This window comes from Seonamhaeicola sediminis, from assembly GCF_004358095.2.
GTDB lineage: Bacteria > Bacteroidota > Bacteroidia > Flavobacteriales > Flavobacteriaceae > Seonamhaeicola > Seonamhaeicola sediminis.
The window spans coordinates 360487-378628 of the sequence record NZ_SMZJ02000003.1 but is presented as its reverse complement, the minus strand read 5'-3'; the positions used below and the strand labels follow the sequence as shown (position 1 = coordinate 378628).

Here is an 18142-nt window from a genome sequence, read left to right as displayed (position 1 = left end):
TAGTGAGATAATCTAATATAAATTTGTCAACCTACCATTCGTTGATACGGTTAGAATCTAATTTAATAAATATAAAAATTAAAATAGTAAATGCCCATAAACCAGATCCACCATAACTAAACATAGGCAGCGGGATACCAATAGTAGGGATTAACCCCATTACCATACCAATGTTTATTAGGAAATGAATAAAAATAATGGATGCAACCCCATACCCATAAACTCTACTGAATTGTGACTTTTGTAATTCAGCTAGATGAAGAATTCTAAGAATAAGTAATACAAATAAGATTACAACTAAGGAGCAACCTAAAAACCCCCATTCTTCTCCAACGGTACTAAAAATATAATCGGTATGTTGTTCTGGTACAAACTTTCCAGTGGTTCTTTCGCCTTCCATAAAGCCTCTTCCTGAAAACCCTCCAGAACTAATTGCCTTTTCAGATTCGTTTAAATTGTAGGCAAAGGTCTGTTTCATTTGTTCCAGTTTAACAGGGTCTTTTTCTAAACGTAACCACAAACTAATTCTATCTTGCTGGTGTGGTTTTAAAATAGATTCATAAAAGAATTTTACACCGAATGATATCCCAATGGATAGGAATAAAACGAAAAATGACTGAAAAAGTGTTATCTTTTTTTTGTTAAAGAAATGATACGTAAAAACCAAAACACCTATAATAGAAGAAGCTATTGTAGCTCCAAATTTTAATGCTAAAACAGCGATGATTATCACTGATATTCCTATAGTAAGGTAGTATTTAGGTAAGCCTTCTCTATATAATACAAAGAAAAATGCTCCATAAACAATAGTACTTCCTGTATCATTTTGGAGTAGCACCAAAAATGCCGGAATGATAATGATAATAAAGGTTTTTATTTGATCTTTTAGGTTATTTATGTTAGTATTTAAATCACTTATATGCTTTGCAACTGCCAACGCAGTAGCAGCCTTAGCAAATTCACTAGGTTGTAAAGTCATACCTCCGATGGCATACCAGGAAGTGGCACCATTTACATTTTTTCCAAATACAAAAAGTCCAATCAAAGAGAGCATAGAAACAATGTAAATAATACTAGAAAATCGCTCATAAAATTTGGCATCAATAGCTAGAAGTAGAATGATTAACGCAAATGTTAGAAAAATAAAAACGGTTTGTTTACCAAAAGGTTGAGACATGTCAAAATAGTTGATGATATCTCCTGAGTGTGAAGCAGACAAAATATTAACCCAACCAAAACCAACTAATAATAGGAAAAGGATAATGGTAATCCAATCAAACTGGAAATGCCTGTTAGTTTCTCTTACCATTAATTCTGACTTTCAATTTTTCTTAAATGTTCTTTCAGCTGTTCATATTCATTATCATCAACAAGCTGAAATTGAGTTTCACCGTTTATATTAAAAGGTTTGCCTGAGTAAGGTTTTGCATACTCGTTTTCTAGGGTATGTCTCAGCAACCAATCTTCCATATCTTTCCTAGTTGTATAGCCCTTAATATGTTTTTCAATCATCAAACTGGCAACTTTACCAGCAAACCTACTTCCCCAATAACCATTTTCAACAAAAACAGAGATGGCTATTTTAGGGTTGTCTTTCGGTGCAAAAGCTACAAAAATTGAATGGTCTGTTAATTGGGTTTTTAAACTGTCTATTATGGCAAAATTTTCAACTGTGCCAGTTTTTCCACAAATATCAATATCTTTAACTTGAAGCCATTTAGCAGTCCCGTTTTTATAAACTTGGTGCATACCTTCTATAACTGGATTAAAATGTTCCTTGTTAATAGTGGTGTATTTACGCTCAGTAAACTTTTCAGGAATGTCTTCACCTTCAATAGATTTTATGATGTGAGGCGTGTAATAAAAACCTCTATTAGCAATAGCAGCAGTCATATTTGCCAACTGAACAGGGGTAGTGGCTACCTCACCCTGCCCAATAGCATTGGAGATGGTATATGTAGAATAAAATGTTCTGGGATACACATGTTTATAATAGTCTCTATCAGGTATTCTTCCCTTTTGACCAACATATAAGTCGTTATTTAAAAAATTACCCAAACCAAAACTTTTGGCATGATTACTCCAGCGGTCAATACCTTCCGACGCATCATTGTTTTTATCTAAGATTTTTCTGTATGTGGTAGCAAAATAAGCATTGCAAGATTCTTGAATACCAGATATTAAATCATTACGCTTGCCAATATAGCAATGACATTTCATGAATCTATTTCCGTACTTGTAACCCGCATAACAAGTAACCCTGTCACTAGGGGTTATAACCTCTTCCTGAAGCCCAATAAGAGCATTCATTAGTTTAAATGGTGATCCTGGTTCATAAACGCCCTGTAAACTTCTATTGAAAAGAGGTTTAGCAATAGAATCGTTAAAGAGCTTTGTGAAGTTTTTAGAGCGTTCCCTTCCTGCTAAAATATTGGGATTGTAAGTTGGGGCTGCTACCATAGCTAAAATTTCTCCAGATGATGGTTCAATAGCAATAACACCACCACGTTTATTTCTCATCAATAACTCACCGTACTCTTGCAAAGTTGCATCAATGGTAATGTGAATATCTTTTCCTTGTTTTGGTAATGTGTCAAATATTCCATCTTTATAAGGTCCAATATTTCTATTAAATCTATCTTTTTGAATGAATTTAATGCCTTTGGTACCTCTCAGTGTTTTTTCATACGAAGCTTCTATACCTTGTTTTCCAATAAGATCACCCATTTTATAATAGGGCTGCTTTTCGATAATGCGACTATTAACTTCACCAATATCGCCTAAAACGTTTGCGCCAATGGATCTTTGATAATGTCGGAGAGAGCGCTTTTGAATATAAAAACCTTCAAATTTTCGCATTTTTTCCTGTAAAACCGCATAATCTTCCTTTGATAAATGCGATACAAAAACTGAGGGTAACCTTGGTGAATAGTTTCTAGCCCTATTGAAGGTTTTGATAAACTTTTCCTTATCAATTTTTAAAAGGTTGCAAAACTCTAAGGTGTCTAACGGCTCCACTTCTCGTGGGATAACCATAACGTCATAAGAAGGTTGGTTTGATACTAGCAGATTGCCATTTCTGTCATAAACAAATCCTCTTTTTGGGTAATCATATACCTTTCTAATGGCATTATCTTCATATAGATTATGACCTTCAGATGAATAAATTTGAAGATAAAATAATCTTGAAATGAACAAAATCCCAACAAGAATTACTGAACCAAAAAGTAAAAATTGTCTCATTTAGTATTCTTACTGAAAATAATAGATATGATTATACTTAATAAAATAGTAAATATACTAGAGAATAACGTTTTTTGAAGGATAAAAATTATTTTAGATATGCTAAAAATTTCGAGTGAAAACAAAATGAGATGATGTACAAAAACTAATAGTGTTATGTAAACAATTTTAGGGCCAAGATCAATTCCTGAAAACCGTATAGTTTGGTGTTCGTACATTGATCCGAAAGATGATTTTAAAAGCACAGGTCTTATGTAAGCTATAAAAACACTTGCCGCAGCATGAATACCTCCAGAATCTAAAAACATATCAATTGATAACCCGAGAAAAAAACTGGTTAAGATTAGTATGGTTCTATTGTCTTTTACAGGAAAAAATGCGATGAAAAGTAAATAAATATAGGGGTTGAGGTATCCGTAAAAGTTTATATGATTAAATATAATAACCTGCACTAAAACCAATGCTATAAACCGAATAATATTTCCTGTAATAGCACTATTCATTTAATAAGTTGTCTATTTCTTCTTTATTTTTATTTTCAATAATATAAACGTGTTCTAAGTTGGTCATGTCATTAAACAGTTTCACATTTATATCATAAAAATTTTCAGTTACATCATTTTTAAAATCCTGAATGACTCCAATGGGAATACCTTTAGGAAAAATAGAAGACTGCCCAGAAGTAACAATGGTGTCGCCTATATTTACTTTGGCATTTATTGGTATATCTATCAACTGAACTAATTCTGGGTTTTTACCGTTCCATCTTAAAGATCCATAATGAGCAGTTCTTTTTAACCCAGCACTAATACTGCTATTTGTAGTATTTAAAATTGAAATTACTGTTGAAAACCTAGAGCTAGATTTATCCACAATGCCAACTATTCCTTGTGTGGTGATAACCCCAAAATCTTGTTTTATACTATCACTTTTTCCTTTGTTTATTAAAAGAATATTGTCAGTAGCTGAGTAACTATTTTTTATGACTTTGGCTGCGAAAAACGTATAAGATTTTTCAAGTAAAACAGAATCTAAATAGTTTGAATTAGTGTTAATGTTACTATTGAAAAGTAGCTCTCGTAATCTGTTGTTTTCTTCTGAAAGTAGCTGGTTTTGAGATTTCAAAGTAAAATACTCACTAATATTATTTACAGAATTATAAACCCCTCCACTGATAAAATTAGCAGAATTAATGAATTTGCTTTTGTGATAAGAGTGAGATTGTATGGTAAAAACAATGGCAATAAAAAATAGCAACAAGAACAATAGGAAATTTTTGTTCCTAATTATAAAATTTATAATCTGCTGCATGCTTTAAGCTCCTATTTTATCAATACACTTTTGTATTTAGATAGATTTTTAAGTGTGATACCTGTACCTCTAACAACGGCACGTAAAGGGTCTTCGGCTATATAAACAGGAAGGTCTGTTTTTTGAGATAAACGTTTGTCTAAACCACGCAACATAGAACCACCACCTGCTAAGTAAATTCCGGTATTGTATATGTCAGCAGCCAATTCAGGAGGTGTTTGTGATAGGGTTTCCATAACAGCATCTTCAATACGTAAAATAGACTTATCTAAAGCCTTGGCTATTTCTCTATACGATATGGATACTTGTTTAGGTTTACCAGTTAATAAATCACGACCTTGAACACTCATATCTTCAGGAGGGAGTTCTAAATCTTCGGTGGCTGCACCAATTTGGATTTTTATTTTTTCAGCAGTTCGCTCCCCAACATAAAGGTTGTGTTGGGTACGCATATAATACACAATATCGTTTGTAAAAACATCACCTGCAATTTTAACAGATTTATCACATACAATACCACCAAGGGCAATAACAGCAATTTCGGTGGTTCCTCCACCTATATCAACCACCATATTTCCTTTAGGCTGCATAATATCAACCCCAATACCAATAGCTGCAGCCATAGGTTCATGGATAAGGTAAACTTCTTTTCCATTAACACGTTCGGCACTTTCTTTAACTGCTCGCATTTCTACTTCTGTAATCCCAGAGGGGATGCAAATTACCATTCTAAGAGCCGGAGTAAAGAACTTCTTTTTTAAGGCAGGTATGTTTTTAATAAACATACTAATCATTTGTTCTGAAGCATCAAAATCTGCAATAACCCCGTCTTTTAAAGGGCGAATGGTTTTTATGTTTTCATGGGTTTTTCCTTGCATTAAATTTGCCTCTTGGCCAACAGCAATTATTTTACCAGTAATTCTATCTCTTGCTACAATTGACGGCGCATCAACAACTACTTTGTCGTTGTGAATAATAAGTGTGTTTGCTGTCCCTAAATCTATTGCTATTTCTTCGGTTAGGAAGTCAAAAAAGCCCATGTATTTTTAGTGGTTTAATTGGGTTAGTAATCGAAATCTTGTAAATGTAATAAAAGTTGGTAAAAATATACACTTAGGACTCACTTAAAATACTTATAATTTTAAGCATATGAATGTTATACGTCTTTTATCGGTTTTTAGACTTCGGAATCAACCTTTTTAGTGTTTAAAATGACGGGTTCCTGTCATAACCATAGCCAAATCATTTTTATTACAGTAGTCAATACTTAATTGATCTTTAATAGATCCGCCTGGTTGAATCACAGACGTTACCCCAGCATTTTTAGCAATCTCAACACAATCTGGAAATGGGAAAAAGGCATCACTTGCCATAGCAGCTCCATTCAAATCAAAATTAAATGAATTTGCTTTATGAATGGCTTGTTGTAAAGCGTCTACACGACTTGTTTGTCCTGTTCCACTAGCACATAGTTGTTTGTTTTTTGCTAGTACAATGGTATTAGATTTGGTGTGCTTGCAAATTTTGGAAGCGAATAATAAGTCTTCAATTTGTTCAGCTGTTGGGGCTAAATTAGTTACGGTTTTTAAGTCTTCGGCTTTATCAGTAACGTTATTTCTTTCTTGAAGTAATACCCCATTTAAACAAGTTCTTACGTTCATTGGAGGCATATCTACATCATGAATTTCTAATAAAATTCTATTCTTTTTACCTTTTAGTAAATCTAAAGCATCGGCAGCAAAAGACGGTGCAATAACTACCTCACAGAATAACTTGTGTATTTCCTCAGCCGTTGCTAAATCAATTTCAGTATTACTAATTAAAACACCTCCAAAAGCCGATACAGGGTCTCCTGCCAAAGCATCAACATAAGCCTGTTTGATGGTGTTGCGCTGTGCTAAACCGCATGCGTTATTGTGTTTTAAAATTGCGAAAGTAGGGGCGTCTTCTTTGAATTCTAACATTAAATTAACCGCAGCATCAACGTCTAACAAATTGTTGTAACTTAATTCTTTACCGTTAAGTTTTGTGAATAATTCGTCAAAGTTCCCAAAGAAAAACCCCTTTTGGTGTGGGTTTTCACCGTAGCGCAATACTTTACCTTTTGTTTCACTAACTTTTAAAGCTGCCACTTCATGATTGACATTAAAATAGTTAAAAATAGCCGAATCATAATGTGATGATACATTAAACGCTTTGGTCGCAAAACGTTTTCTGTCCTCTTCTGAAAGCGTTCCGTTTTTCTCTGTAATTAAGTCTAAAAATTCAGCATAATCATCAACTGATGCAACGCATACCACATCGGCATAATTTTTCGCAGCAGCTCTAATTAACGAAATACCACCAATATCAATTTTTTCAATAATAGCTTGATTGCTTGCCCCAGAGGCAACAGTTTTTTCAAATGGATATAAATCAACAATAACAACATCAATTTGCGGAATGTCATATTCAGCTAATTCAGCAACATCAGAATCATTATTTTGTCTGTTCAAAATACCACCAAATACTTTGGGGTGTAATGTCTTCACACGTCCACCAAGTATAGATGGGTAAGAAGTAACATCTTCCACAGGAACAACCTCAATACCTAAATCGTTAATAAACTTTTCTGTACCACCAGTAGAGTAGATGGTAACACCTTGCTCATTTAGTTTTTTTACAATAGGTTCTAAACCGTCTTTACTAAATACCGAAATTAGGGCAGATTTGATAGTTTTTTCGTTGCTCATTCCTGTTTGATTTTGAATACTCATACTTTTGAAGATGAGTATTTAAGATTATTTTTTAGTTGATAATACTGTGTTTTGTAATAAAGTGCAAAAGTAGTTATTTAAAGCAAAATAACAGCTTTAGCAAAGCGAAAATAATGGTGTTTTTTTAACTAAAGTTGAAGTTCTTAACAAAGCGTTCAAATTCCAAAATGAGAAATATAAATTTTGTAAAGAAATCTTAGCAGTACTTGGGATTTTATGAAAGTATCTCAGAAACTTTTTGGGTAACAAACTCTAAAAAACGTTCATCTTCTTTAGTAAAAGGATCTGGAGTGTTGGAGTCAATATCAATCTGTCCAATGTTTGCTCCGTTCACAAAAATAGGGATCACAATTTCGGCTTTAACTGTGATGCTACAGGCAATATAGTTATCTTGAGCATTCACATCTGGCACTACAAAATTTTGGTTGCTAACAGCTACCTGTCCACAAATACCTTTTCCAAAAGGGATGATTGTATGATCAGTTGGGGCGCCAACGTACGGTCCCAATTTTAGTTCTTCTTTATTGCCATTTCTAAAATAAAAACCAACCCAATTATAGTGGTCTACATGTTTTTCTAATAGCTTACAAATCTCTAACAGGCGTTCATCAACATGGGTTTTATTAGAAGTGATGGCGTCAATCTGAGGTTTTAATTGTTCAAAAGTCATATTTAAGTTTGAAGAGTTGAGCAAATGTATTTAAAAAGGTGTAATTTCGAAATTGAGATTTATGTTATTTTTTTGAAAGCACTTCTTTTAAGATATAAGACGGTAGTAATATTTATTCTAACATTTTCTGTAGTTTATGGAGTGTTAACAATAACTCATAAATTTTATTTACAATTTTCAACTGGAACGGAATATTTTCCCGACTATTTTACCAATTTGGTTGCCCAACAAACCGAAATTCTTTTAAACAACTTTGGTTATAAGACTGTAATGATTCCTCATTCCAATGAGCCTTCTATTAAGATAATTGTGAATGATAAATATTTAGCTAGAATTATTGAAGGCTGTAATTCTTTGAGTGTTATAATTTTGTTTGCGTCATTCATTATTGCTTTTTCAAGGAAATTAAAAGCGGCCATTTTATATGCATTTTCAGGAGCTGTAATAATTTATGTTGTCAATTTGTTTAGAATAGTGGTTTTAAGCATTGGTTTATATCATTATCCTGAAAAAGAGCATATCTTACATACGGTGGTTTTTCCAGCAATTATTTATGGTATAGTTTTTTTACTTTGGCTTATTTGGGTAAACGGATTTTCTAAAAAGAAGAAAAAAAATGAATAAAGCCTTAAAGTTTTTAATTTTATTTGTGTTGTTTGGGTTGCTCATTTTAATTAGGGCATTTGAAAATGAGCTATTCTATGATCCCTACTTGACATTCTTTAAGAATGATTATCTATATATTGATAGCCCTAGACGTGAGGTAGCTAAACTAGTTTTTTTTACAACTTTGAGATATGCTTTAAACACTATGATCTCATTAGCAATATTATTTGTGTTTTTTAGAAGTAAGAGTGTAATTAAGTTTTCTTTATTAATATATGCTTTTGCCTATTTTATATTAATGACTGCTTATTTGTATTTTGTGATTAATCCAAAGCAAGATGATTATTATTTGTTTTTTAATATTAGAAGATTTTTAATTCAACCTATATTTTTACTGCTTTTAATACCAGCATTTTATTATCATAAGATTAAGAATTAAATAAGTTTGAATGTTAATGATTTTATAAAGAATGACTGAGCAACTCTAGATTTTGTAACTTTGTTTTGTGATAAAAAAACTGTTACATAAAAGCTTTTCGGTGTTTTTGGCATCATTAGTGTTATTTTCAACACTCTCTTTTACTATTGAAAAACATTTTTGCGGTGATGTTTTGGTAGATGTTGCTGTTTTTACTCAAGTTGAAAAATGTGGAATGGAATCCGAAGACATGGGTTTATCCGAAATTACAAAAAAACCCTGTTGTAAAGATGAAATAAATATTGTTGAAGGCCAAGACGAACTTTTAAAAACTTTTAATGAGCTCGATTTTGAACAACAACAATTTATTACCTCATTTATATATTCATACATAAATCTTTTTGAAGGGCAACCAAAAAAAATAGTCCCTCACAAAGATTACTCTCCACCTAACCTGGTCAGGGATATTCTAGTTTTAGACCAAGTTTTCTTGATTTGATTAATAATTTTCTTTTGTTATTCTCCAGAAAATGGGAATCCATGTCTTAATAATTCCAATTAGACATGGAAAAGAATTTTTAATCAAATTTAAATTATTATGAAAAAAACATATACAGTCACAGGAATGACATGTAATGGTTGTCGGTCGCACGTAGAGAATGCCCTCAATAAAATTGAAGGTGTCATAAATGCCAATGTCGATTTAGGAAAAGCCGAAGCTTCTATACAAATGGAAAAGAATATTGCTATTGAAACATTTCAAAAGGCTTTGGGAGACCATTATGGTATTCATTTGCCTGGGGAAGAAAAAAAGAAGCATTCACATCACCACAAAAAGGAAAAGCAAGGCGAAGGAACAGGTGTTTTTTATTGCCCAATGCACTGTGAAGGCGATAAAACTTATAGTAAACCCGGTGATTGTCCAGTTTGTGGAATGGACTTAGTTGAAGAAGTGAATTCTTCAGATGGTGATGATTCTTCCTATTCAAAACCCTATAAGAAACTCCTCGAAAAATTCTGGATTTCGGTGACTTTTACACTGCCAATTTTTTTAATAGCCATGTCTGAAATGGTTCCAAACAATCCGTTATATAATATTTTAGATTTAAAATATTGGAATTGGATACAATTAGCACTGTCACTTCCAGTGGTGTTTTATACCACTTGGATGTTTTTCGAGCGTGCCTATAAATCTATAAAAACTTGGAATTTAAACATGTTTACCCTCATAGGAATGGGGGCTGGTGTTGCTTGGCTATTTAGTGTTTTTGGAATGTTATTTCCAGATATATTGCCCAATGAATTTAAAAACGAAACCGGAACAGTACACGTCTATTTTGAAGCCGCAACCGTCATTTTAACGCTCGTTTTGTTGGGGCAATTGTTGGAAGCTAAAGCCCACAGTAAAACTAATTCTGCAGTCAAGGAATTACTCAAATTGGCACCTAATAAAGCCATAAGAGTTGTTGATGGGGAAGAAAACGAAATTTCAATTAACGACATAAAGAAAGGTGATCTACTTCGTGTTAAACCTGGGGATAAAATCCCAGTTGATGGTATTATTACAGATGGTGAGAGTTCGGTAGATGAATCTATGATTACTGGTGAATCTTTGCCAGTATCAAAAAGTATTGATGATAAGGTTAGTGCAGGAACTATAAATGGCAAACAATCCTTTTTAATGAAAGCTAAAAATATTGGTGAAGATACCTTGCTTTCACAAATTGTAAAAATGGTAAACGATGCTAGCAAAAGTAAAGCGCCCATTCAAAAATTGGCCGATAAAATATCGGGGTATTTTGTCCCTATTGTGGTATCTGTCTCAATCATCACATTTATAATATGGAAGTTTTTCGGACCAGAACCGTCCTTTGTGTATGCTCTAGTAAATGCCATTGCGGTCTTGATTATTGCTTGTCCATGCGCATTGGGTTTGGCTACACCAATATCTGTTATGGTTGGTGTTGGTAAGGGCGCAAAATCTGGCGTACTGATTAAAAATGCCGAAGCCCTTGAAAATTTTAATAAAATTGATGTTTTAATTATTGACAAAACGGGAACCATTACAGAGGGGAAACCTTCTGTTGAAATCATGAAAAGTGTTTATAAAGATTTTAGCGAAGAAACGGTTATTAAATATATTACTTCATTAAACAAGTTAAGCGAACATCCCATTGCTGATGCAACGGTAAACTATGGTAAGGAAAAGGATGTTAAAACTTTAGAGGTTAAAAATTTCAATGCCATAACAGGAAAAGGAGTTAGTGGCACTATTGGCGGAAAAGAGGTTAAGCTTGGTAATGAAAAACTCATGGAAGATTCCAAGATTTTAATTTCTGAAGATATAAAAATGGCTATTTCAGAACAGCAAAAATTAGGCAAAACAGTGCCTATGCTTTCAGTAGATAATGAAGTTGTTGGTTATGTTGTTATTGCTGATAAAATCAAAGAAAGTAGTAAAAATGCCATTTCAATATTACAAGAAAAGGGTATCGAAGTAATTATGCTTACTGGTGACAATAAAGATACTGCAAAAGCTGTAGCCACTGAAATGGGATTGAGCAATTATAAATCTGAAATACTTCCCGAAGACAAACTAAGAGAAGTTGAGAAACTTCAAAGCCTAGGAAAGCTTGTAGCAATGGCTGGCGATGGTATTAACGATGCACCTGCATTAGCAAAAAGCAACATAGGTATTGCCATGGGAACGGGAACAGATGTCGCTATTAAAAGTGCACAAATTACTTTAGTAAAGGGTGATATACATGGCATTGTAAAAGCGCACAATTTGAGTGGAAAAGTAATGAAGAATATCAAACAAAATTTATTCTTTGCGCTTTTTTACAACAGTATTGGAGTGCCTATTGCAGCGGGTATTTTGTTTCCATTTTTTGGAATATTATTATCTCCTATGATTGCAGCAGTAGCCATGAGTTTTAGTTCTCTATCAGTCATATCAAATGCTTTGCGATTAAAAAACATAAACATTGATTAATAAATGAAAAATCTAATATATATTTTACTAATACTTCCTTCGGTTTTCTTTTCACAAGAAAAGATTATGGGAATGGTTATGGAGGCCAACGACAGAAATGAACATATCGGTTTACCCGGTGCCAATGTATTTTGGCTAAACACGAAAGTTGGTACGGTTACAGATTTAGATGGTAAGTTTACTATAGACTACAAAAAAGAGTATTCAAAATTAGTTATAAGTTATGTTGGTTTTAAAACCGATACATTAACTATTAAAGAGCCAAAAATGGTACACCACTGGTTGCAACCAACAGATAATTTGGATGCCATTACACTAACCTCAAGAAAGCAAGCTACCAGAAAATCATATTTACAAGCCCAGAATGTTTTAACTGTAAGTAGTGACGAGTTATTGAAAGCCGCTTGCTGTAATCTGTCAGAGAGTTTTGAAACCAACCCATCTATCGATGTCAATTTTACCGATGCTGTCACTGGAACCCGACAAATAAAAATGCTGGGGCTTACCAGTCCGTACATTTTAATTGCCACTGAAAATATTCCCTCTATTCGAGGAGCTTCCCAAGCTTTTGGTTTAAGTTTTATTCCGGGAACTTGGGTAGAAAGCATTCAAATTACCAAAGGTGCTGGAAGCGTGGTGAATGGTTACGAAAGTATTGCAGGTCAAATTAATGCGGAACTTGTAAAACCATCAAAAGACGATAAATTATTCATTAATGCTTACGGCTCGTTGAACGGAAGGTTGGAGTTAAACACCCATATCAACTCGACAGTTGGAAATAAATGGCATACAGGGTTATATCTTCATGGAAATATGCGAAACCAAAAATTCGATAAAAATGAAGATACATTTTTAGATATGCCTTTGCAGAAACAAATTAACATGATGAACCGTTGGCAATATACCAATCCTGAAAAGGGGCTGGTTAGTTTTATCAACCTAAAGTTTTTAACCGACACAAAGCAGTCGGGTCAACTTAATTTCAATCCAGTTACAGATAAGATGACCACCAATTATTGGGGAAGCGAGATAATAACAAACCGTTATGAAATTGCTGCTAAATTGGGTTATGTAAACCCTGAAGTACCTTGGCAAAGTCTAGGGGTACAAACAGCGTTTAGCAGTCACAAACAGGAATCTTATTTTGGATTTAAAACCTATGATATTACCCATAATAGTCTGTATACCAATGCTATTTATAACTCCATCATTAGTGACTCACGCCATAAAATAAAAACAGGGGTTAGTTATACTTATGATCATTATGATGAGTTGGTGAATACAAATGATTTTGAAAGAACCGAAACTTCTGTAGGTGGTTTTTTCGAATATTCACATGATAATCTGGAGCTATTCAATTTAACGGCTGGTATCAGGATAGATTATCATAATTTATTGGGAACGTTTATAACGCCAAGAATGCATGCACGTTATTCCCCATGGAGTCAATCGGCCTTTAGAGCTTCTTTTGGAAGAGGAAAACGAAGTGCTAATATTTTTGCTGAAAATCAGAAGTTGTTCGCCACATCTAGAAACATTGTTATTAACAATGTTGGAGGAAACATTTATGGTTTAGACCCAGAAATAGCATGGAATTACGGCGTGTCTTACTTACAAGGTTTTAATCTTTTTGGAAAAAAGGCAGACATAACGTTAGATTATTATAAAACCGATTTTAAAAATCAGGTAGTAGTAGATTATGAAAATCCGCTAGAGGTAAGTTTTTATAATTTAGATGGAAAAAGTTATGCTAATAGTTTTCAAGCAGAGTTTAATTGGAATTCTTTTGAAGGATTTGATTTGCGAGTAGCTTATAAATATTATGAAGTTAAAACCGATTATGAATCAGGCAGGTTAACAAGACCATTAACACCAAAACATCGGTTTTTTGCAAATGTAGGATACAAAACACATAAAAAAGACAATGAGATACTTTGGAAGTTTGATACTACATTTAATTGGTTAGGGGAACAACGATTTTCGTCAACAGCAACTAATCCTATACAATATCAATTACCGGAGCAAACACCAACAGTTTCCACTTTAAATGCCCAAATAACTAGAGTATTTTCGTCAAAATTTGAGGTATATTTAGGAGGAGAAAACATCACCAATGTAAGGCAACCAAATCCAATTATTGGAAGTGATGATCCGTTTGGAGCAAATTTTGACACCACTTTTGTATATGGCCCCATTTTTGGAAGTATGTATTACGTTGGTTTAAGATTTAAAATAAATAAAAGTTAACCCTCATGCTGAATTTATTTCAGCATCTCATAAATAATAATGAAATGAAAAAACTACTAATAATTGTATTATTGCTAACAGGGAGTATAACTATTGCTCAAAACAAAAATGCCAAAGCTTACACAGAGGTTGATGGCGTTTGCGGTATGTGTAAGGCACGTATTGAAAAGGCTTGTTTGAACACTAAAGGTGTGAAATATGCCAAATGGGATGTAGAAACACATCAATTGAGTTTAATTTTCGACGAGCGTAAAACCAATTTAAAGACTATTGAGAAAAGTGTATTGGCGGCGGGTCATGATGTTAAGGATACTAAGGCATCAGATGAAGCCTATGCTAAGGTTCACCATTGTTGTAAATACCGTAATGAAGATGTTAAGGATGACCATAACGAAGAATAGCTTAAAAAATAGTCTGAGTTTAAACTCAGACTATTTTTTTAAAAAAAATCTTATAATGTCAGCTGTTGATACGATACCAACAATATTTTCATTTTCTATTATAGGAACAGCACGGTAGCGTCCTTTTGATAATTCTTCGGCTACTTCACTTACCAAAGTGTCAGGTCCAATAGCATAAGGATTGGGCGTCATAATGTCTTTGACGTTTAATTTGTTATAAATTGCATCATCATCATTAAGTCCAGCGCCTTTTATGTGGTACATAAAATCAATCAAACTTAGCATCCCAACTAATTTCTTGTCTTTGGTCACTGGTATGTGGTGATGAAATTTTTCCTTTTCGTAAATGTGTTTTACATCAATAATCTTTTGATCTGGTGAAACACAAACCACATTTTTTGTCATTATTGAGGAGACAGGTAGAGATTTCATGATATCTAAATTTTAATTAACACACCCCTAACTCTATTTCAAAAATAAGTTTCTAAACCCATATATGAACTGAGGAAAATCATTTTGAAAAATTATGTTTAACAATATATTGTATTGAAGAAAAAACTAATAGTTCAAGTTATGAAAACCAAAACATTAATAGAATTAATTACGCTGTCATCTAGTCTTTACATTTTAGCGCGTGATACACAATTACTAGATAAATTTGGAGAATGGACCGATGAAAAAGCAAAAAAAATGAATGGTATAGCTTCTGAAACTGTTTTGGATAAAGATGGTAATGAGTTACAATTATTAGATAAGATAAAACTCAAAGCAGAACACGTTAAGGACGAATTAGAAGCCAAGATTGAAGATGTGATGTCTAATATTTATAAAAAAATAAAAATAGCACATCTTGATGATATTAAAGACATAAAAGAAAGGTTAGAAAAGGCAGATGCTAAAATAGCATTACTAGAAGCAAGGTTGAACAAACTTGAAGCAAATTCTTAACATGGGTTTATATTTAGATATTGGAAAAAAATACAAATCGGTAGCACGATATAACCAAATACTAAAGGTTTTGGTGAAGTATGGTTTTGAAGATTTGGTTCAGTATTTAGAAGAAAAAAAACGATTTGAATTCCTTCGTAAGCTCATACCTAAAGCCTCGCGTGAAAATGCCTATAAATATACCAAATGGGAAAAAATGCGTTTGGTTTGCGAGGAGCTTGGTCCAACATTTGTAAAATTTGGTCAAATACTAAGTAATAGGCCAGATTTAATTCCGTTAAAACTAACTTTTGAATTAGAGAAACTGCTTGATAATGTTCCTCCTATTCCTGAGGAAGAGGCCAAAAAAGTGGTAGAGAAAGAACTAAAAGATTCTGTTGAAAATTTATTTGCTTGGTTTGAGCCAAAACCGTTTGCATCAGCCTCTATGGCTCAGGTACATAAGGTTACTCTCAAGAATGGCAAGCGCGTAGCACTAAAAATACAGCGTCCGGGAATTAAAGAAGTTATAGAAGAAGACATTAAAGTAATGTATAGTATTGCAGAAGTACTTCAAAAACGTATACCATCTATAAAAAGTTTTGACCCCAAGGGATTAGTTAGAAATTTTGAAGAAGCTATTTTAAAGGAACTTGATTTTATTAACGAATCTATAAATGTACAACGTTTCTATAACAACATAACAAACGATACAAGCATAGATAATTTTGCAGTAGCCCCCAGAGTGTATAGAGAATATACTACTACTAAAGTGTTGGCTTTAGAATTTATGTCTGGTACTAAGATTGATAATTTTGATGAGTTATATACTAAAGATATTGATACCAAGTTAATTTCAAGACGTCTAACTAAGAGTTATTTTAAGCAAATTTTTAATTATGGGTTCTTTCATGCAGATCCGCATGCAGGGAATTTACTAGTATTATCAAACGGACACATTTGCTTTTTAGATTTTGGTATGATGGGAAGCATCCTGCCAAGAGATATTGAGGTTTTTGGTAAATTGTTCCTAGCTATTACAAGACGTGATGTTAAAAGAATAATAAAGGCGTTACAAGAATTTTCAAACTATACAAACGTTGAAGATATTAGGGCTCTTGAATTTGATATAAACGAGTTTGTAGAGAAGTATTATGTTAGATCCGTGCACAAAAATGAGATGAGTACAATACTTTTAGAGTTGAAGGATATTATTATTGCACATGGATTAAAAGTTCCAACGCACTTTTTCCTTTTCGCTAGGTCATTAGTTACTATAGAAGGGGTGGCTCGTAAATTGGATCCAAATATAGACCAGTATAACATTGCAAAACCTTTCTTGTTGAAAGCTGTGGCTAAAAGTTTTAATCCAATACTATTTGGTGAAAAAGCAATTAATTCTCTTTATGAATTAGGAAATTATATCGAAGAATTTCCAAGAGATTTAAAGAATGCCATTAGAAAAATAAATAGGGGTGAAGTAAAAGTAGATTTAACTCATAAGGGGATAGATCCCATGGTACATACCATCCATAGAATTACAAAACAAATTATTACCGCGTTTATAATAGGGGCATTAATTGTAGGAGCATCATTATTTATAATTTCAGGCATTAAACCACTGTGGGGAGATGTTTCTGTTGTAGGTGTTGTATTTATTATAGTAGCATTGGTATTAGCGTATGGTATGATTAGAGATATTAAAAAGGGAGATCGTGATGAGTGGTGGTATATGAATGAATGATTATTGAAAGTAATAAACCTATTGAAATTATGAAGGGCAGTAAAATTATATTTACTGCCCCTTGTTAATTAATTCAATGTTTTGAAACTTATGAGGGTTGCATAAAAGCTCTTTTAAAGTGCGTAAATGCCTCAGAGATTTCATCTTGGAAATGTTCCCATTTAGTCTCTTCTTTTTTGCTTCCATACTTAGTTTTTATTTGTTCTATAAAAACATTGAATTCATTTTTCCCTTTTTCAAAAGACGCTTTTGTATTTGCTTTACCTTTTTCAAATTTTTGTTCTAGTACTTCTAACTTAATCTTAAATTTTTCAATTTCAAGTAAAACAAAGGCGTAGATGTCATTAAGGCGTTTATTGGTTTTAATTTGCATTTCAATTTCATGTAGTTTTGCTAGTAAGGATTTCTTTTGTGCTTTAAATGCATCTAGACCTTCGGCTTTACCTAATTCTAATTGAACACGTAATTCATCAAATTTACTGTGAATATCTTTGGTTTTTTCTCTGCCAGCCTCAATTTTAGTTTTAGCTTCATGTAAAACATGATTAAACTTCTTTTTAACTTCCTCATATTTATCTTTAGCTTCAGCCTTTCCTAAGGCAGCTTGAACTTGAAGTTCTTCAATTTCAATGGCAGCTTTTCTAAGTGTTTCGACTACATTATCTATAAATCGATTATCTTCAATTGTTTTCATGGCGTTATAATTATGATTATTAACAAATTTGAAGACTATTTATATTATTATCAATGAGGAATGTCAGCTAAGAACATATTTTAGTGTTAATTTCTAGATATGAAATTGAAAAAGCCCTTGAAATATCAAG

At 32.9% G+C, this 18142-nt stretch carries 17 protein-coding genes; 8 read left to right on the top strand and 9 right to left on the bottom strand.

Annotation, left to right across the window (positions count from 1 at the left end; genetic code table 11):
* Positions 1-31: 31 nt before the first annotated feature.
* The 7 genes from rodA to E1J38_RS06185 form a co-directional block, all read right to left on the bottom strand.
* Positions 32-1309, bottom strand: coding sequence for a rod shape-determining protein RodA (gene rodA, locus E1J38_RS06215; protein ID WP_133356307.1), 1278 nt, complete (start codon positions 1307-1309; stop codon positions 32-34).
* Positions 1309-3243 carry a penicillin-binding protein 2 gene (mrdA, locus tag E1J38_RS06210; protein WP_133356306.1) on the bottom strand — a complete coding sequence of 645 codons (1935 nt, stop codon included), beginning with the start codon at positions 3241-3243 and terminating at the stop codon, positions 1309-1311. Before mrdA ends, rodA begins: the two co-directional genes overlap by 1 nt.
* Positions 3240-3746 carry a rod shape-determining protein MreD gene (gene mreD, locus E1J38_RS06205; protein ID WP_133356305.1) on the bottom strand — a complete coding sequence of 169 codons (507 nt, stop codon included), beginning with the start codon at positions 3744-3746 and terminating at the stop codon, positions 3240-3242. Before mreD ends, mrdA begins: the two co-directional genes overlap by 4 nt.
* The gene (gene mreC, locus E1J38_RS06200; RefSeq protein ID WP_133356304.1) at positions 3739-4554 is read right to left on the bottom strand and encodes a rod shape-determining protein MreC; all 816 of its coding nucleotides are present in this window, start codon (positions 4552-4554) and stop codon (positions 3739-3741) included. The genes mreD and mreC overlap by 8 nt, the downstream gene beginning before the upstream one ends.
* An 11-nt stretch (positions 4555-4565) precedes the next feature.
* Positions 4566-5594 (bottom strand): rod shape-determining protein, encoded by a 1029-nt coding sequence (locus E1J38_RS06195; RefSeq protein WP_133356303.1) that lies wholly within the window; start codon positions 5592-5594, stop codon positions 4566-4568.
* Between the two features lie 159 nt (positions 5595-5753).
* Complete coding sequence (gene purH / locus E1J38_RS06190) at positions 5754-7286, bottom strand: bifunctional phosphoribosylaminoimidazolecarboxamide formyltransferase/IMP cyclohydrolase (RefSeq protein WP_133356302.1); 1533 nt, start codon at positions 7284-7286, stop codon at positions 5754-5756.
* Positions 7287-7524: 238 nt separating this feature from the next.
* A complete protein-coding gene (locus E1J38_RS06185) occupies positions 7525-7980 on the bottom strand; it encodes an XrtF-associated fRMsr-like GAF protein (protein WP_133356301.1) in 456 nt (151 codons plus the stop codon).
* Positions 7981-8052: 72 nt separating this feature from the next.
* On the opposite strand from E1J38_RS06185, the gene xrtF reads away from it, so the two are divergent.
* The 6 genes from xrtF to E1J38_RS06155 all read left to right on the top strand — a co-directional run bounded on the left by xrtF (position 8053) and on the right by E1J38_RS06155 (position 14647).
* Positions 8053-8604 (top strand): exosortase family protein XrtF, encoded by a 552-nt coding sequence (gene xrtF, locus E1J38_RS06180; RefSeq protein ID WP_255449795.1) that lies wholly within the window; start codon positions 8053-8055, stop codon positions 8602-8604.
* Positions 8597-9025, top strand: a complete 429-nt coding sequence (locus E1J38_RS06175; RefSeq protein ID WP_133356299.1) for an exosortase F system-associated membrane protein — start codon at positions 8597-8599, stop codon at positions 9023-9025. The genes xrtF and E1J38_RS06175 overlap by 8 nt, the downstream gene beginning before the upstream one ends.
* Before the next feature lie 70 nt (positions 9026-9095).
* On the top strand, positions 9096-9503 hold the full coding sequence (locus E1J38_RS06170; protein WP_133356332.1) for an HYC_CC_PP family protein: 408 nt from the start codon (positions 9096-9098) through the stop codon (positions 9501-9503).
* Positions 9504-9602: 99 nt separating this feature from the next.
* Positions 9603-11999 carry a heavy metal translocating P-type ATPase gene (locus E1J38_RS06165; RefSeq protein WP_133356298.1) on the top strand — a complete coding sequence of 799 codons (2397 nt, stop codon included), beginning with the start codon at positions 9603-9605 and terminating at the stop codon, positions 11997-11999.
* Positions 12000-12002: 3 nt separating this feature from the next.
* Positions 12003-14246 (top strand): TonB-dependent receptor, encoded by a 2244-nt coding sequence (locus E1J38_RS06160; protein ID WP_133356297.1) that lies wholly within the window; start codon positions 12003-12005, stop codon positions 14244-14246.
* Between the two features lie 44 nt (positions 14247-14290).
* The gene (locus E1J38_RS06155; protein ID WP_133356296.1) at positions 14291-14647 is read left to right on the top strand and encodes a heavy-metal-associated domain-containing protein; all 357 of its coding nucleotides are present in this window, start codon (positions 14291-14293) and stop codon (positions 14645-14647) included.
* A 30-nt stretch (positions 14648-14677) separates the two neighbouring features.
* Here E1J38_RS06155 and E1J38_RS06150 read toward each other — a convergent pair whose 3' ends face one another.
* A complete protein-coding gene (locus tag E1J38_RS06150; protein ID WP_133356295.1) occupies positions 14678-15079 on the bottom strand; it encodes a CBS domain-containing protein in 402 nt (133 codons plus the stop codon).
* A 141-nt stretch (positions 15080-15220) separates the two neighbouring features.
* Between E1J38_RS06150 and E1J38_RS06145 the strand changes: the two genes are divergently transcribed.
* Positions 15221-15595, top strand: a complete 375-nt coding sequence (locus E1J38_RS06145) for a hypothetical protein (RefSeq protein ID WP_133356294.1) — start codon at positions 15221-15223, stop codon at positions 15593-15595.
* Between the two features lies 1 nt (position 15596).
* Complete coding sequence (locus E1J38_RS06140) at positions 15597-17318, top strand: AarF/UbiB family protein (RefSeq protein ID WP_133356293.1); 1722 nt, start codon at positions 15597-15599, stop codon at positions 17316-17318.
* An 88-nt stretch (positions 17319-17406) separates the two neighbouring features.
* On the opposite strand, the gene E1J38_RS06135 is transcribed toward E1J38_RS06140, so the two are convergent.
* Complete coding sequence (locus tag E1J38_RS06135; protein ID WP_133356292.1) at positions 17407-18012, bottom strand: hypothetical protein; 606 nt, start codon at positions 18010-18012, stop codon at positions 17407-17409.
* Positions 18013-18142: the final 130 nt, after the last annotated feature.

Bases quoted from the DNA above. Each gene is read 5' to 3' on its own strand.
- rodA (WP_133356307.1), bottom strand. From the start codon at position 1,309: ATGGTAAGAGAAACTAACAGGCATTTCCAGTTTGATTGGATTACCATT.
- E1J38_RS06145 (WP_133356294.1), top strand. From the start codon at position 15,221: ATGAAAACCAAAACATTAATAGAATTAATTACGCTGTCATCTAGTCTT.
- E1J38_RS06135 (WP_133356292.1), bottom strand. From the start codon at position 18,012: ATGAAAACAATTGAAGATAATCGATTTATAGATAATGTAGTCGAAACA.
- E1J38_RS06160 (WP_133356297.1), top strand. From the start codon at position 12,003: ATGAAAAATCTAATATATATTTTACTAATACTTCCTTCGGTTTTCTTT.
- E1J38_RS06195 (WP_133356303.1), bottom strand. From the start codon at position 5,594: ATGGGCTTTTTTGACTTCCTAACCGAAGAAATAGCAATAGATTTAGGG.
- E1J38_RS06155 (WP_133356296.1), top strand. From the start codon at position 14,291: ATGAAAAAACTACTAATAATTGTATTATTGCTAACAGGGAGTATAACT.
- purH (WP_133356302.1), bottom strand. From the start codon at position 7,286: ATGAGCAACGAAAAAACTATCAAATCTGCCCTAATTTCGGTATTTAGT.
- mreC (WP_133356304.1), bottom strand. From the start codon at position 4,554: ATGCAGCAGATTATAAATTTTATAATTAGGAACAAAAATTTCCTATTG.
- E1J38_RS06150 (WP_133356295.1), bottom strand. From the start codon at position 15,079: ATGAAATCTCTACCTGTCTCCTCAATAATGACAAAAAATGTGGTTTGT.
- E1J38_RS06185 (WP_133356301.1), bottom strand. From the start codon at position 7,980: ATGACTTTTGAACAATTAAAACCTCAGATTGACGCCATCACTTCTAAT.
- E1J38_RS06175 (WP_133356299.1), top strand. From the start codon at position 8,597: ATGAATAAAGCCTTAAAGTTTTTAATTTTATTTGTGTTGTTTGGGTTG.
- mrdA (WP_133356306.1), bottom strand. From the start codon at position 3,243: ATGAGACAATTTTTACTTTTTGGTTCAGTAATTCTTGTTGGGATTTTG.
- E1J38_RS06165 (WP_133356298.1), top strand. From the start codon at position 9,603: ATGAAAAAAACATATACAGTCACAGGAATGACATGTAATGGTTGTCGG.
- mreD (WP_133356305.1), bottom strand. From the start codon at position 3,746: ATGAATAGTGCTATTACAGGAAATATTATTCGGTTTATAGCATTGGTT.
- E1J38_RS06140 (WP_133356293.1), top strand. From the start codon at position 15,597: ATGGGTTTATATTTAGATATTGGAAAAAAATACAAATCGGTAGCACGA.